Raw genomic sequence first — 14,587 nt, forward strand, 5'->3', positions numbered from 1 at the left:
GTCCGGGCCGGCCGCCGACACGTCCAAGGGCGGCGGCAAGCCCCGGCGCGGCGGACGCCTGCGCGCCGCGTTCGCCGGCGGCGGCGCGAGCGAGACGCTCGACCCGCACCTCGCCAACCTCTTCGCCGACGCGGCCCGTGCCAAAGCCCTCTTCGACAAGCTCGCCGACTACGGCCCCGACCTGTCCGCCCAGCCGCGGCTCGCCGCGAAGTGGGAGCCCAACGCCGGCCTGGACTGCTGGAGGGTCACGCTCCGGGAGGCCGACTTCCACAACGGCAAGCCGGTCACCGCTGCCGACGTCCTGTACAGCTACCGGCGCATCACCGACCCGGAGAAGGCGTTCCGCGCCAAGGCGTCGCTCGAGCCCATCGATCTGAAGGCCAGCCGCGCGCTGGACGACCGGACCGTCGAGTTCGTCCTCAAGCGCCCGACCGCCGAGTTCCCCAACGTGCTCGCCGCGTTCGGCGCGTACATCGTCCCCGAAGGCGAGCAGGACTTCGACAAAAAGACCGTCGGCAGCGGCCCCTTCCGTTTCGTCTCCTTCGCCCCCGGCAGGTCCGCCGTCTTCAAGCGCAACGACGACCACTGGGACGGCGCCCCCTACCTGGACGAGCTGGAGTTCGTCGTCGCCAACGAGGAGTCCGCCCGCATCAACGCCCTCCTCGGCGGGCAGATCGAGTACGCGCACGAACTCAACCCCACCACGGCCCGCGCCCACGAGGGCAAGGGCCAGATCGAGATCGTGCGGCTCCCGGGCAGCTCCATGCAGGGCTTCGTCATGAAGACCGACCGCCCGCCGTTCGACGACAAGCGGGTACGGGAGGCGTTCTTCCTGATCGCCGACCGCAAGGAACTGGTCGACGGCGCCCTATCCGGCGCGGGCGAGATCGGCAACGACCTATTCGGCAAGGGCTACGAGTACTACGCCGCGAGCCTGCCCCAGCGGGAACAGGATCTCGACCGGGCCAAGGCTCTGCTCAAGCAGGCCGGGGCCGAGGGCCTCAAAGTCACCCTCGACACCTCGCCCGCCGCCGCCGGGTTCACCGAGGCCGCCACCGTCTTCCGCGACCAGACCGCCAAGGCGGGCGTCACCGTCACCGTCAAGACCGGCAGCAAGGACAGCTACTGGAAGGACATCCTCGACTCCGGGACCATCGCCTCCTACCGCTCCGGAGCAATGCCGATCGAGGCCCACATCTCCCAGCGCCTGCTCACCGCTTCCACCACCAACGCCACCAAGTGGCACCACAAGGACTTCGACGCCCTCTACCAGCAGGCGCAGTCCACCAAGGACAAGACCGCCCGCGCCGCCGTCTACGAGCGCATGCAGCGCCGCCTGCACGCCGAAGGCGGCTTCCTGATCTGGGGCTTCGCCGACTGGATCCTCGGCACCGCCCGTAACGTCAAGGGCGTAGAGACCAAGGCGCCGGCCAACTCCCTCGACTGGGCGCGCTTCGACAAGGTATGGCTCGCGTGACCGGACCACGGTCCTGGGTCGCCCGGCGGTTACTGCTCGGTGCGGCACAGACGGCAGCCGTCGTGCTGCTCGTCTTCGCCCTCATCGAGGCGCTGCCGGGCGACGCCGCCGTCGCCCTCGCCGGCGATCAGCCCGACCCGGAGCGCATCGCCGCCATCCGCGAGGCGATGGACCTCGACCGGCCCGCGCACGAACGCCTGGCCGGCTGGGCCGCCGGGCTGCTGCACGGAGACTTCGGCACCTCCCTGGCCTCCGGGCGGCCCGTCGGCACGTACATCACGGACGGCTTCGGACCGACACTGCTGCTCGCCGCTCTCACGGTCGCGCTCCTCGTCCCGATCGGCGTCGGCCTCGGCGTGCTCGCCGCCCGCCACGAGGGCGGAGTCGTGGACCGGCTGGTCAGTTCGGTGACGCTCGGCGTGTACGCCGTACCCGAGTTCGCCTTCGGGGTGCTGCTGGTGACAGTCTTCGCCCTGCGCCTGGGGTGGCTCCCGCCGACCGCCGTCGGGTACGGCACCGACCTCCTCGCCCACCCCGCCGCCCTGGTCCTCCCCGTGCTCGTCCTGCTCTCCCGACCGGTGTGTTCCCTCGCCCGCCTCGTACGCGCCGGCATGATCGACGCGCTGGCCTCGCCGTACGCGGCACACGCCCGCCGCTACGGCATCCCCGGCGTCCGCATCCGCTACGGACACGCCCTTCCCAACGCCATGGCGCCGGCCACCCAGCAACTGGCCCGCACCATCGACTGGCTGCTGTGCGGTGTCATCGTCGTGGAAGCGCTGTACGTGATCCCCGGCCTCGGCACCGTCCTGATGAACGCCGTCGCAGAACGCGACGTTCCCGTGGTCCAGGGCCTCGCCGTCGTCTTCGGCGTCACCACGGTCGTCCTCAATCTCGGCGCCGACCTGGTCGCGCGCCACCTCGCCCCCCGGTCGGAGGTGGCCGCGTGAAGCCCCGATTCGCGCTCGGCGCCGTCGTCATCGGCGTACCCCTCGCCCTGGCCCTCCTCGGACCGCTGGTCGCAGGCGACCCCGGGCCTCGCGCCGCCTCGTTCACGCTCGGCGGCGGACACTGGCTCGGTACCGACTTCGTCGGCCGGGACGTCTGGCGCCAGGTGCTGCTCGGAGGGCGCTCGGTGGTGCTCGTGGCGCTGGCCGCGACCGCCCTTGCCTACCTCGTGGCGCTCCCCGTCGGCCTCCTCAGCGCGCTCACCCACCGCACCTGGCTGGAAGAGCTGCTGATGCGCCCCCTCGACGTGCTGCTCGCCGTGCCGTCGCTGCTGATGATCCTGCTCGTCGCCGCCGTATTCACACCGGGTGCCGTCGGCCTCACCCTACTGGTGGCCCTCGTCAACATCCCCGACGCCGCCCGGATCGTCCGGGCCGCGGCGGCCGAGGCCGCGTCGCGCCCGGCGGTCGAAGCGCTGCGCATGCAGGGCGAGACCTGGTGGCGCACGGCCGTCGGCTACGTCGGCCGGTCCCTCACCCGTACGCTCGCCGCCGACGCGGGCGTCCGGCTGACCGGTGTGCTGTACCTCGTCGCCACTGCGGCGTTCCTCGGTGTCGGCGTCGAACCGGACGCGGCCGACTGGGCGGTGATGGTGGACCGCAACCGCACCGGGCTGTTCGTCCAGCCCTGGGCCGTGGTCGTGCCCGCGCTGCTCATTGTCGCCCTCACCATGGGGACCAACCTGCTCGTCGACACCGGACTGAAGAAGAGGAAACGCACGTGAACGCCCTGAATGCGGTCGCGGAGATCGAGAACCTGCGCGTGGACGTCGGCGGCCGGGCGATCGTCGACGGAGTGAATCTCCGGGTGCTCCCCGGCAGAATCACCGCCATCGTGGGCGCGTCCGGCAGCGGCAAGACGACCACGGGTCTCGCCCTGCTCGGCGAGTACCCGGCCGGCGCACGCGTGACCGGCGACGTACGCGTGCCCGACGGCCTGGTCGGATATGTCCCGCAGCACCCGGGCGCCGTACTCAATCCCGCGCGCCGCATCGATGCGCTGCTGTCGGACATCGCCCGTACGCAGGTAGGCCGCCTACCGCGGCGGGAGCGCCGGGCGGCCATCCGCGAGCGAGTCCTTCGGGCCCTGTCGCTGGCCCAGCTCCCCGACGCGACGGCGATGCTGCGGCGCTTCCCCCACCAGCTGTCGGGCGGCCAGCAGCAGCGCGTCGTCCTCGCCCAGGCGCTGCTGCTCGGTGCCAGGGCGGTGGTGGCCGACGAGCCGACCACAGGCCAGGACGAGCTGACGAAGCGGAGCATCGTCGACCAGCTGGCTGCCGTGTCCCGGGAAGGGGTTGCCGTCGTCCTGCTAAGTCACGACCTGGATGTCGTACGGGCACTCGCCGACGAGGTGCTGGTCATGCGTGACGGGCACGTGGTCGAGTCCGCGCCCGCCGAGCGCCTGTGGCTCTCACCACGGCACCCCTGGACGGCCGCACTCCTGGCGTCCGAGCCCACCACCACACGTATCGAGCCGGAATCCGAGGGCGACGTGGTCCTCCGGACCGGGCCCCTCACTGCCCGCCACGGCCGGACGGTTGTGCTCCGCGCCCCCGAACTCACCCTCCGCGCCGGCGAATGCCTTGCTGTCGTCGGCCGCTCGGGCAGCGGAAAGACCACCCTGGCCCGCTGCCTAGCCGGCCTGCACCGGAACCACGACGGTGAGATCCTCCTCGACGGCACCCTTCTCCCGCGCAGCCTGAGGGACCGCACGCGTCAGCAACTCGCCGCGGTTCAGTACGTCTTCCAGGACGCCAGGGCGGCGTTCGACGAACACCGCCCGGTTCTCCACCAGGTGGCCCGTACGGCGGTGCGGCTGCGAGGGACGGCCGAGGCGGACGCCCTGGCCGAAGCGCGCACCACTCTCGCCGGCCTCGGCCTGACCGACGACCTCGTATGCCGTCGCCCCGGCCGGCTGTCCGGCGGTGAACTCCAGCGGGCCGCGCTGGCTCGCACCCTGCTGGCCCGGCCGCGTGTGCTGATCTGCGACGAGATCACCTCCGGCCTCGACACGGTCACCCGGCAGGGCATCCTCGACACGCTCGCCGGACTCGTGCGTGACCGTGGCGACCTGTCCCTGGTGCTGATCACCCACGACCTGGCCACGGGCGCACTGGCCACCCGCATCGCCGTACTGGAGGCCGGCAACCTCGTCGAAGAGGGGCCTGCACGGCAGCTCCTCAACGCTCCCCAGCACCCGTTCACTGTTCGGCTGATGGAAACCACCGCGCGCCTGCTGGCCCGCACGCGCGTCTGAGACATCATTGTCCGGCTCGGCCCAAGGGGCCGACAGCCCCTGAGGTGTCCCCCGGAGTGTGGACACAGGGGCTCATGCCGTGATTGAGAGTTTAGCTGCTCGCAGATGCTGCTGTTCGAACTCGGCTGGTGAGAGGTAGTCGAGGGCGCTGTGGCGCCTGCGGGCGTTGTAGTAGGTGAGCCACTGGAAGATCTCCAGTCTCGCCTGACGCATCGTGGAGAACAGCCTCTGGCGCACCGTCTCCGCATATCCGCTGGACGCCGAAGGATGAGGCGTGGGCGGAGACGAAGTCCCAGCGGAGGGTCTTCACTTCATCTCCTTCGCGAAATAGGCCGCCGCCCGGCGCAGGATCTCCCGCTCGAGCTCCCACTCCTTCTCCGCTCTGCGCAGCCGGCCGTTCTCCGCGCGAAGCCGGGCCAGTTCCTCAGCCTGGCCCTGCGCGGTCTGGTCCCCGCGGCCGTGATCCCGGCCTCAGTGCGGTGCCATAGGGATCCAGCCGCTCCTCTACGGCTCGCGTCGTCAGCTCTGTCCTCCCTGCCTCTCGCCATGTCTGCGCCACCAATTGCACTTCCTTATACGCGTGGTGTTGTTGGTCTGGTTGTCGGTGTCGCGATTCCGTGGCGTCGCTCGCGGTGGCGGGCCACTGCGTCGTTGTTGGCGCAGCGCACTGAGCAGTAGGCACGTCTGCCGTTGCGGGAGGTGTCGACGAAAGCCAGAGCGCAGTCGCGTCGTGCACAGCGTCCCAGTCGCTCGGCGTCGGCGGAGCAGATGACGTAGGCGAGTCCGGCCGCGGTGATGGCGCGGATGTGTGCGGCCGGGTCGGCGCCGGTGGCGCTGTAGTGCAGATGGGGCTGTCCATCGTGCAGAGAGATACGGGGGCTGCTCGAAGCGTCGGCGAGGAGCGCATTGACCGCATCACACCGCACGTCGAGGTTCTGTCGCCCGAAACATGCGGCCAGGCGCCGGCTCCATGTCCAGATGGTCTCGGCCTGCGCGGTGGTGAGCGTGCGGTTCACCACTCCATGCACGGCCAGGAGCGGTTCCAGGTCTGCGGAATGGGGTGCCTCGGTCAGGTTGACCAGGTCAGCGGCGAGTCGGGCGGCCTCACCGCCGTAATGGTTGAACTGCATAAGACAATTACATCATCGTGTGGCCCCGGGTCGCACCGGGGCGACAGGCTGAAGCGCCGTATGGCCGTCGTGGCCTGCCGGACGACACCGGATACGACGAGATCTCGGAGGCACGATGGTGCAGGCTGTCCGCCTGCCGCGGCAGGGGACCGCGACGGCGCCGGTGTTGATGCTGGTCCAGATCGCCAGTCTTCAGGCCGGGGCGGCCGTCGCCAAGGAGGCGTACGCGTCCGTCGGTCCCTCGGCTCTGGCCGGTATGCGGCTGTTCTTCTCCGCCGCGATCCTTTGGCTGCTTGTCCGGCCGTCACTGCGCAGGGTCACGGCGGTGCAGTGGCGTGCAGTGATCCCGCTCGGCTTGGTCTTCGCGGCCATGAATGTGGCGTATTTCCAGGCCATCAGCCGCCTGCCGATCGGCGTGGCCGCGACCGTGGAACTGCTTGGCCCGCTCGCCTTGTCGATCGCTCTGTCCCGCCGGCTGGAGCATCTCGCGGTGGCGTTGCTGGCACTGGCGGGCGTATTGCTGCTGACGGGCCCGGGTGCCTCGCTGCCCGCCGCCGGGCTGGTGCTGGGAGGTGCCGCCGCGCTGTGTCGGGCCGGGTATGTGGCCCTGAGTCGGCGGGTCGGACGGCTGTTTCCCGACTGGACGGGCCTGTCGCTGGCGCTGGCCTGCGGTGCCTGCGTCCTGACCCCAGTCTCCGCTGTCACGGACGGCGTTGCCGTCGCGACCCGCCCGGCGGTTCTCCTCACCGGTCTCCTCGTGGCTCTTCTGTCCTCGCTGATTCCGTACGCGCTGGACATGGCGGTGCTGCGGCGTATCGATGCCCGCGCCTTCGGGGTGCTTCTCGCGCTGAGCCCCGTCGTGGCGGCGGCCGTCGGTTTCCTTCTGCTGCGCGAGCAGCTGACCGTACGCCAGCTGGCAGCGATCGCGCTGGTCGTCCTGGCCGGTGCCTGGTCGGTGCGGCAGGCTGGACGGCCTGCCGCACCGGAGGCCCGGCCCGACACCCCCGACAGCTGAACTCATTGCTCGATGTAATGGTTGAAGTGCCATAGACAGTGACAGCATGTTGGTGGCATGACACCCGTACCTTCGGTCACCGTCACGCCGTCGCAGGACTGCTGCCCCGTCTGCCATGAGCCGACGGAGGGGGAAGCACGGTGGTGGACGCTGCGATCCCGCCACCGTACGTCCGAGGGCGAGGTCGAGTACTGCACCGGTGGCTGCGGTTGCCTCGTCGTCCTGGTCAACGGCGAAATGCTTAAAGCTCTCCCTGCCGACCGTCGGTGAAATACGAGCGGAGCCGCCGGCATCGGGGCCCAGGTTCAGGCACAGGCCACTCTGCGTCGTCGGGGCGGCACCCGGAGTCAGGCGGCTCCCCTCCCTCATCGCGAGCGAGAGTCGAAGCCTCCCGCGGCACCGGCCGCGTCATCATCCCGTCGCTTTCGGTCCTCGCTGCGGAGCGGCAGGTCACGGGTGCGGGCCGGCATGCGGCGTCCTTGCGGTTCGCGGAGAACGTCCCGTTCACCGCCGGGCACGCGGTGGACACGATGGACTGGAGGAACGTGGACTGGCCGGTGGCTCACGCGGCCGCGATCGCCTGGCACGCGGTGAAGGCGGGGAATCCGCTCACGGTCCTGTCGCTGGAGCCCGAGCTGTACGCGGGTACCGGTATTACTCCGCTGAACCCCGCCTGACCCCGTACCCCGGGTGAGGCGCCGCGGTGGGCGCGGGTTCAGTCCAGGCGGTCGTATGCGCCCGGCTGGACTGAGCCCGCACACGCCAAGCCATCTCGGGGGAACCTCAGTCAGTCGCCACTGTTCCCGACCGTTCCCGCGATCACCCGAATGCGTCTTGCGGGGCGTGGGCCCCCGTTGGCTCGCCTGTGCCTTTCGGTCAGCATGGCCCGGTGACAGACCAGGCAGGACCATCACCGTTACGGGCCATCGCCCTGCTCGCCGTCCTGGCGGGAACACTCAGCCTCTCCGGCTGCGGCAGCGGTGACAGCGGCGACGCCGCCGACCCGGGCGCCTCCTCGGCCACGTCGGCGAGTCCGCCGTCCTCTGTCGCGGCCACCCCGCGGCGCCTCCGTCCCCCACGCCTTCCTGTGTCCGGGGTGACAAGGACTGGCTGGACAGGAATCTGCGTGGGCGCAGCGTGACCGGCTACCTGCCCATCGAGTTCGGCGGGCCGCTGAAGCTCTGTGAACCCGTGACCGTCCACGTCGGCTATTTCGACGTCTCCTTCACCACCGTCATGGACGGGGCGAAGCCGAAGCGGGGCTACACGGTGGAGACGGTCGACCGGCAGCAGTTCACCGTCGACGGCTCAGCGCTGGTCAAGGCGAACCCGCCGTCCGGCGGCGGCAGTTCTGCCTTCTCGTGCACCGGGCGTCTGATGATCATTTCGCTCGGCAAGCAGGTGGGGCCCGGCGACATCAAGACCATCAGCTGGTCGCAGTACGAGGGGAGCGGCGGGAACGTGGGGATCTCGTTCGAGGAGAACGCGAGCATCGTCCGATACGACCTGCAGACCCCGACCGATGCCTCCGCCTGCTGATCCGGCCGCCCTCGCACGGGGAACGAGAGCCAGTCGAGTGGGCCAGCGGCGGTCGTGACGGGGGCGTTCCACGTCTCCGGCGGGCACAAGGCCGCCCGCGGCCCCGGGCCGGCGTCTTCGTGATGCGATCACTCCCGCCCCGCACGAGGATCGGAGTACGGGAGGTGGCCCGGCCGCGCTCCTGTCTCCGCGCGGGGTCAGCGCGCCTTCCTTCCCGGCGCGCTGGTCCGCTTCCCGTCCCACTACCCGCCAGGGGGGCCTGGAGGTACGTATGCCGCGGCCCTTGTGGACCGGAGCAGTGAGTTTTGGCCTGGTCAGCATCCCGATCAAAGTCGTCAGCGCGACCGAGGACCATTCCATCCGCTTCCACCAGGTCCACCTGGAGGACATGGGCCGGGTCCGCACGCGCAAGATCTGCTCGATCGACGACGAAGTCGTGCCGCAGGAGGAGATCGGCAAGGGCTACGAGATCGCGAAGGACGAGCTGGTCCCGGTCACCGATGAAGAGCTCGACGGGATGCCGCTGCCGACCGCGAAGGCGATCGAGATCGTGGCGTTCGTGGACGCCGACAGCATCGACCCGATCCGGATCAGCGACTCGTACTTCCTCGCGATCGACGGACAAGTCGCGGCCAAGCCTTACACGTTGCTCCGCAAGGCGCTGGAGCGCTCGGACAAGGTCGCGGTCGCGAAGTTCGCGTGGCACAACCGCGAGCGGCTGGGGCTGCTGCGGGTGCGCGAGGACGCGATCGTGCTGCACGCGATGCGGTGGCCCGACGAGATCCGCACCCCCGAGTCCCTCAAGCCGAAGGACGTCGACCTGGACGACGAGGAGATCGAGCGGGCCGTCCAGCTCACCGACACCATGGCCCTTGAGGACATTTCTGACTTCCGGGACGAGTACCGCGACGCTCTGGAGGATCTGGTCGAGGCGAAGTCGGAGGGCACCGAGCTCCCGGAGCCGGCCAAGGGCGAGGAGAAGGAGTCCGGGAAGGTCGTCGACCTGATGGCCGCCCTGAACGCCTCCGTCAAGGCGGCCAAGGAATCGCGCGGTGAGCACGGCGGCCAGGACGCCACCGTGCACACGATGCAGCCACGCAAGAAGACCACGACCAAGAAGAAAGCCGCCCCGGCCAGGGAAACCACCACGAAGAAGACCGCGTCCGGGAAGAAGCGCACGGAGAAGAAGACCGCCACGAAGAAGACCGCGGCCGCGAGGAAGCGCAGCGCGTCCTGAGCGGGCGCCCGGGCGGGATGGCCATGGCGGGTCTGTCGCGGATCGCTCCGATGCTCGCCACCCCGGGCGCCCTGCCGCCCGCGGCCGTCGAGGACCGGTGGGCGTTCGAGGTGAAGCAGGACGGGCAGCGGGCCATGGTCTACCTGCCCGGTGACGGGACGGTGCTCCTGCGGTCCCGGTCCGGGGCGGACATCACCACCGTCTACCCGGAACTCGCGGCACTCGGGTCCGTGCTCGGCCGGCCCGCGGTCCTGGACGGCGAGATCGTCGCACTCGACGACGAAGGGCGCAGCGACTTCGAGCGGCTGCGGTCCCGCATGGGCCTGGCCTCGGCGGCAAAGGCCTCCCGCACGGCCAGTTGGTGCCCGCCCACCTCGTTCTGTTCGATGCCGTGCACCTGGACGGCCGCGGCCTGACCGGGCTTCCGTACACCGAGCGGCGTTCCCTCCTGCAGGACCTGGGACCGGACGGGCAGCACTGGTCGACGCCCGCCGCGGTCGTCGGCCACGGCGAGCAAGCACTGGAGATGACCCGGACCGCAGGCCTGGAAGGCTTGGTCGCGAAGCGGCTCACCTCTGTGTACGAGCCCGGGGTCCGGTCCCGTTCGTGGATCAAGATCCGGCACGTCCGGACCGTCGATGTGATCGTGGGCGGGTGGGTGCCCGGCCGAGGACGGCTCACCGGCCTGCCCGGCGCCCTGCTCGTGTGGGAAACGCATGAAGGCGGGCTGCGGTACGTGGGCAGCGTCGGCACCGGATGGAGCGACACCGAACGCACCACACTTGCCGAACTGCTCGAAGTCGCCACGATCGACGAGTGACCCTTCGACAAGGTGCCGCACGTGGCCGGAGCCCGGTGGGTACTGCCGCGGTTGGTCGGCGAGGTCCGTTACGCGACCAGAACCCGGGCGGGACTGCTGCGGCACCCCTCCTGGCACCGGCTGCGCCCCGACCTCGCACCGGACGACATCACCTGACCCGGGCACGTGCGCATCACCTTCTAGAGCGCGGGGACGGCGGCACGGGTGTGGTTCCTCCCGTGCCGCGCGGTGCCCTCGTGATGTCAGGCGGCGCGCTTCACGTGGCAGACCAGCCACATCAGCAGGGCATCCAGGTCGGCGGCGGCCGAGAGGACCCGGTCGAGCGCCTCGGGGGTGTGCAGCCACTCCTCGCAGCCGAGCGGACGGGCTGCGATCAGCGAACGATGGCGCAGCAGGTTTGTACGGGAGTGGTCCGCCGGATAGCCACGCGGGGGGCGTTTCATCACGTCCCCGGAGATGTCGTAGCCCTTCTTCCGCACATCCTCGACGATGGCGGACAGTTCGCGGCCGCTCCCCTCGGAGGCCACGGCTTTGCGGAACATGTCCACCTGGCCGGGATCGGGGTACCACCAGGCGCCCTGGATCCGCAGGCCGTCCAGGGAGAACCGGAGACCGATCTCGATCTTGCGGCCGAGCCGGATCACCGCGCCCTGGTGCTGCCACCACCAGGAGTCGGTGCGGTAGTGCCAGACGGAGAAGTCCTCGTACCGGGGGTCGGTGTCCGCGACCTCGTTGAGCAGGGCGATCATCGGCTGCCGGACCAGGCGTTCGCGGTCCGCGCGGTAGCGCTCGCGGGTCGCGTGGGTCGGTTCGCCCTGGAGCTGCCACAACACGTCCATGGCCTGCTCCGGCCAGCCGGTGAACTGTTCACGCATGCGCGGAGAATAGCTCACCCGTGATCCGCGCGCGGAGAGTGAGACGGGCAGGGATGCGTAACCCCGGACAAGGTGGGAGGTGCTGCGGCGGGGCTCGCCGGCCAGTTCGATGTGCCGTGCGCGGTGGGCGACTTCGTCGAGGAACACGGCGAGTGTTGAGATCCCACATGGGGCTACGCGGCGAAGCCGATGTTGGTGACGTACTCGTACTGGCCCCACTGGAAACCGAGGTCGGGCAGGACGTCGGTGGTCCACTCGTCGTCGAGGCCCTGGAGGTCGCCCGCGGCCCAGGCCTCGACGATGCGGTCCCAGCCACGGACGTTCATCGTCTGGTACTCCACCACCCGCTGCAGAGGCCTCGCCACCTGCGACTGGTTCAGCGGATGAATCTCCACCCTGGTCCCGCGCCCGTCACGGTTGAGACGGGCCAAGAGATGCCGAGCCACATTACGGCGGCGTACCGTCCGGTAGGCGGCGTCGATGCGCTCCAGGTTGGCCTTCGACGGCCGACGCTTGCCCTCCAGCCACGCCTGCAGTGTCCGGTCGGTCACGGTCAGACCGGCATCCTTGGCCGCAGCAAGGCTGTGGTCGGTCTTCGTCAGGTAGTGCAGGCGGGGCATCAGGCCACGCTTCACGGTGACCGGGGTGACGATGCCGCCCGTCGGTGACCGTCACAGCCTGCTCGGCGCCCCAGGTGTCGGCTGGCCGAAGACGGACTCGCCGCCGTGCTTGGGTGGCCGGCCGCCCCTGGGGTTGTAGACGCGCGGCGGTGTCGGCCGGCGCATCACCCGGTCCGAGCGCAGCCGCCGAGGATCTCCACGGGCAGGCCGGCCAGCAGGTGGGCGATGCGCGGGGCGTCGTAGCCGGAGTCCAGCACGATGAGGATCTCAGGATCCCCTTCACGCCACTGACCAGCAGCGATGAGCCGATCGACGACCTCGCGCAGCTGGAGGGTGGTGACTGCGGCGAGGTCACCGCCCGGCTGAAGACGGATCGCGTCGAGCACCGCGGTCCAGGAGGTGCGGCCGGTCTCCAGCGCGGCCACGACCGAGTACGGCCAGCCCGGAATCATCTGGTGCTTGGTCTCGCCCCGGCCGTAGGTGTGGCAGAACCAGCGGTCCGGGCAGGCCGCGGCGTCCGGCCGCAGCCACGGCGAGACGTCGACCGCCAGCACCAGGCGGCCGTCGGCGGCCTCGGGCAGCGCCAGCCCCGCGATCCTCCGCCGCAGCCGGCCGATACACCCACATGCCCCTTGTTCAAGCCGCCGTACAAAGCACCGTGACCACGGCGGTGTTCCGGCGCCAGGGCGAGGTCGACCAGTGTCCTCCGGCGACGTGGCCCGCGCGTTCCGCGTCGCACGCCGGAGGAACCGATGTGGAGAGCCATCACCAGCAAGGGCTTGGCGGACACCGCGTACGTCGCCATCATCGTCTGGGAGACCGTCGCCGCGCTCGTGCTCATATACGGCACCTGGCTGTGGTTCCGCCGCGACGACCCGCGCGCCCGCCGCTTCTCCACCTACGGCCTGCTGATGGTCATGCTGCTCTTCGGCGCCGGGTTCATCGCGATCGGCGGTGAGTGGTTCGCCATGTGGCAGTCCGGGGACTGGAACGGACTGGACGCGGCGACGCGCGTGTTCGTGTTCAGCGGGATCGTCCTGATCGTCAACCACCTGCCGTTCGGGCAGGCGGGGAAGATCGACGACGCCTGACACCTGACGGACATCAGTGGCGCAGGCCCCATTTCTGGACCGTCTCCAGGGGCCCTGCCGAGAATCGCCGCAGCCACAGCGTCGAGCCCACCATCAGCACCGCGCAGACCGCGGCCCACAGTCCGACGACCCACCACGGGCCGGTGTCGACAAGCCGTTCCGCGAGGCCCAGTCCGATGCCGTACGACACGAGAACGCACAGCATGTTCTGCAGGACGTAGCCGGACAGGGCGGTCCGGCCGACGGAGGTGAGCCCGGTCATCAGCGGACCCGGGCGCCGTACCCGGTCCACCAGCGCGCCGATCAGGCCGATGTAGCCGAGGGCGAGCACCGGGGCCGTCCCGTACCGGGCCAGTGCGAACAGGTCGGGGCCGCCCAGTGCCGCCGCCACGTTGAGCGGCAGTCCGAGGCCCAGCCCCCAGGCCAGCAGGCGGGCGCGCAGCCGGCGTCCCGCCGCGTCCGCGCCGAACGCCCCGGCCCGCAGCAGCCGTACGCCCAGCAGGAAGAGGAAGACCAGCAGGAAGAAGGTCAGCACCGGCTCCATGCGCAGCGCGACCGCGTTCTCCAGGCGGAAGGCGACCTGGTCCAGGTAGCCGCCGTGCGCGTAGAGGTCGACGACCTCCCGGGAGACGGTGCCGCCGTCCTCGGTGTCCGGCGAGGCCAGCAGGGCCGCCGTCAGCAGGCCGAGCAGCGTCAGATGCGTCCCGAGCGCCCACCACATCACCCGTCGCTGGGCCCGTTGCGAGCGGGTCAGCAGCCAGGCGACGAGCAGCGCGGTGACGGCGTAGCCCATGAGTACGTCCCAGGCGAAGACCAGCACGAAGTGCACCGTGCCCTCGCCGAACAGGAACAGCGCCCGCCACCGGTAGCGCCCCGGCCACGGCTGCCCGCGCCGCTCCGCCGAGCGGAACTGGATGGCCAGCCCCACTCCGAACAGGATCGTGAGCAGCGACAGGAACTTGCCGTTCGCGAGGACGCTGAACGTGCCCTCGACGGCGTCCGCGAGCGACCCGAACGAGAGCTCGCCGGAGCTCGACCGAAGGGCTCCCCACTCCGCGCCCGGACCGGTGAAGATCCATACGTTCGTCATGAGCGTGCCCAGGACGGCGACCCCGCGCAGGACGTCGAGGAGGGGGAGTCGCCGGCCCGCGGGCGGTGACGCCGGCCCGGGTGTCCGCGGGACGGTCGTGTCCGTGTGTGTCATGGATCAATCGTCATGGCGGCGCCGGCCCGAATCGTCATGAGCGAAGTGGAACCTGCCGTACATCGAAGGATGCAGCGGACGCCTACGCGACCACGACCACCGGCGTACCCGTCTCACCGAACGTCCACAGCGTGGCTCTGTTCACGTTCAGCGGCAGCGTTTGTCGATCGGTTTCAGCAGCGGTTGGTGATCAGAGGGCCAGCGGATGTTCACGAGAAACGGTTCTGGCTCACTTTCCGTGGGAGCTAACTGAGTGTGATGTCAATGGCTCCCCAGGCCGTGAGCAACAGAGACTCGGAGTCACGTGCTCACGGC

12 protein-coding genes and 5 pseudogenes are annotated in these 14,587 nt (G+C 70.2%); 10 read left to right on the forward strand and 7 right to left on the reverse strand.

The features are described 5' to 3' along the window. The 4 genes from ABZY11_RS36305 to ABZY11_RS36320 all read left to right on the forward strand — a co-directional run. A partial coding sequence (locus ABZY11_RS36305) for an ABC transporter substrate-binding protein (RefSeq protein ID WP_356483255.1) occupies positions 1-1,477 on the forward strand: 1,477 nt, incomplete at its 5' end. Beyond that, positions 1,474-2,427: an ABC transporter permease gene (locus tag ABZY11_RS36310; protein WP_356483256.1), complete on the forward strand. Its 954-nt coding sequence runs from the start codon at positions 1,474-1,476 to the stop codon at positions 2,425-2,427. The genes ABZY11_RS36305 and ABZY11_RS36310, both read left to right, overlap by 4 nt. Continuing rightward, on the forward strand, positions 2,424-3,209 hold the full coding sequence (locus ABZY11_RS36315; RefSeq protein ID WP_356483257.1) for an ABC transporter permease subunit: 786 nt from the start codon (positions 2,424-2,426) through the stop codon (positions 3,207-3,209). Before ABZY11_RS36310 ends, ABZY11_RS36315 begins: the two co-directional genes overlap by 4 nt. A gap of 5 nt (positions 3,210-3,214) precedes the next feature. Then, a complete protein-coding gene (locus tag ABZY11_RS36320) occupies positions 3,215-4,741 on the forward strand; it encodes an ATP-binding cassette domain-containing protein (protein ID WP_356483266.1) in 1,527 nt (508 codons plus the stop codon). Between the two features lie 72 nt (positions 4,742-4,813). On the opposite strand, the gene ABZY11_RS36325 is transcribed toward ABZY11_RS36320, so the two are convergent. The 3 genes and pseudogenes from ABZY11_RS36325 to ABZY11_RS36335 form a co-directional block, all read right to left on the reverse strand. Further along, positions 4,814-4,978, reverse strand: coding sequence for an IS3 family transposase (locus ABZY11_RS36325; protein WP_356483258.1), 165 nt, complete (start codon positions 4,976-4,978; stop codon positions 4,814-4,816). 7 nt (positions 4,979-4,985) lie between these two features. Next, positions 4,986-5,173, reverse strand: a pseudogene (locus ABZY11_RS36330) (IS3 family transposase); the annotation flags it as partial. A 140-nt stretch (positions 5,174-5,313) separates the two neighbouring features. Beyond that, entirely contained in the window at positions 5,314-5,871 is a 558-nt protein-coding gene (locus ABZY11_RS36335) for a CGNR zinc finger domain-containing protein (protein ID WP_356483259.1), read from the reverse strand. Positions 5,872-5,986: 115 nt separating this feature from the next. On the opposite strand from ABZY11_RS36335, the gene ABZY11_RS36340 reads away from it, so the two are divergent. From ABZY11_RS36340 to ligD, 5 genes and pseudogenes are all read left to right on the forward strand, one after another. Next, positions 5,987-6,886 carry an EamA family transporter gene (locus ABZY11_RS36340; protein WP_356483260.1) on the forward strand — a complete coding sequence of 300 codons (900 nt, stop codon included), beginning with the start codon at positions 5,987-5,989 and terminating at the stop codon, positions 6,884-6,886. 479 nt (positions 6,887-7,365) lie between these two features. Further along, a complete protein-coding gene (locus ABZY11_RS36345) occupies positions 7,366-7,563 on the forward strand; it encodes a hypothetical protein (RefSeq protein WP_356483261.1) in 198 nt (65 codons plus the stop codon). 460 nt (positions 7,564-8,023) lie between these two features. Continuing rightward, positions 8,024-8,425 carry a hypothetical protein gene (locus ABZY11_RS36350; RefSeq protein WP_356483262.1) on the forward strand — a complete coding sequence of 134 codons (402 nt, stop codon included), beginning with the start codon at positions 8,024-8,026 and terminating at the stop codon, positions 8,423-8,425. Positions 8,426-8,696: 271 nt separating this feature from the next. After that, the gene (locus tag ABZY11_RS36355) at positions 8,697-9,662 is read left to right on the forward strand and encodes a Ku protein (RefSeq protein WP_356483263.1); all 966 of its coding nucleotides are present in this window, start codon (positions 8,697-8,699) and stop codon (positions 9,660-9,662) included. Between the two features lie 23 nt (positions 9,663-9,685). Further along, positions 9,686-10,638: pseudogene (gene ligD / locus ABZY11_RS36360) on the forward strand (non-homologous end-joining DNA ligase). Positions 10,639-10,724: 86 nt separating this feature from the next. Here ligD and ABZY11_RS36365 read toward each other — a convergent pair. The 3 genes and pseudogenes from ABZY11_RS36365 to ABZY11_RS36375 all read right to left on the reverse strand — a co-directional run. After that, positions 10,725-11,357 (reverse strand): DUF2461 family protein, encoded by a 633-nt coding sequence (locus ABZY11_RS36365; protein ID WP_356483264.1) that lies wholly within the window; start codon positions 11,355-11,357, stop codon positions 10,725-10,727. A 173-nt stretch (positions 11,358-11,530) separates the two neighbouring features. Then, positions 11,531-12,010: pseudogene (locus tag ABZY11_RS36370) on the reverse strand (transcriptional regulator); the annotation flags it as partial. 34 nt (positions 12,011-12,044) lie between these two features. Then, positions 12,045-12,683: pseudogene (locus ABZY11_RS36375) on the reverse strand (transposase); the annotation flags it as partial. A 37-nt stretch (positions 12,684-12,720) separates the two neighbouring features. On the opposite strand from ABZY11_RS36375, the pseudogene ABZY11_RS36380 reads away from it, so the two are divergent. Beyond that, positions 12,721-13,068, forward strand: a pseudogene (locus tag ABZY11_RS36380) (DUF2165 domain-containing protein); the annotation flags it as partial. A 13-nt stretch (positions 13,069-13,081) separates the two neighbouring features. Here the strand turns inward: ABZY11_RS36380 and ABZY11_RS36385 are convergent. Continuing rightward, on the reverse strand, positions 13,082-14,272 hold the full coding sequence (locus ABZY11_RS36385) for a DUF418 domain-containing protein (RefSeq protein ID WP_356483265.1): 1,191 nt from the start codon (positions 14,270-14,272) through the stop codon (positions 13,082-13,084). Positions 14,273-14,587: the final 315 nt, after the last annotated feature.

Source organism: Streptomyces sp. NPDC006510 (assembly GCF_040611955.1).
In the GTDB taxonomy this organism is placed as follows: Bacteria; Actinomycetota; Actinomycetes; order Streptomycetales; family Streptomycetaceae; genus Streptomyces.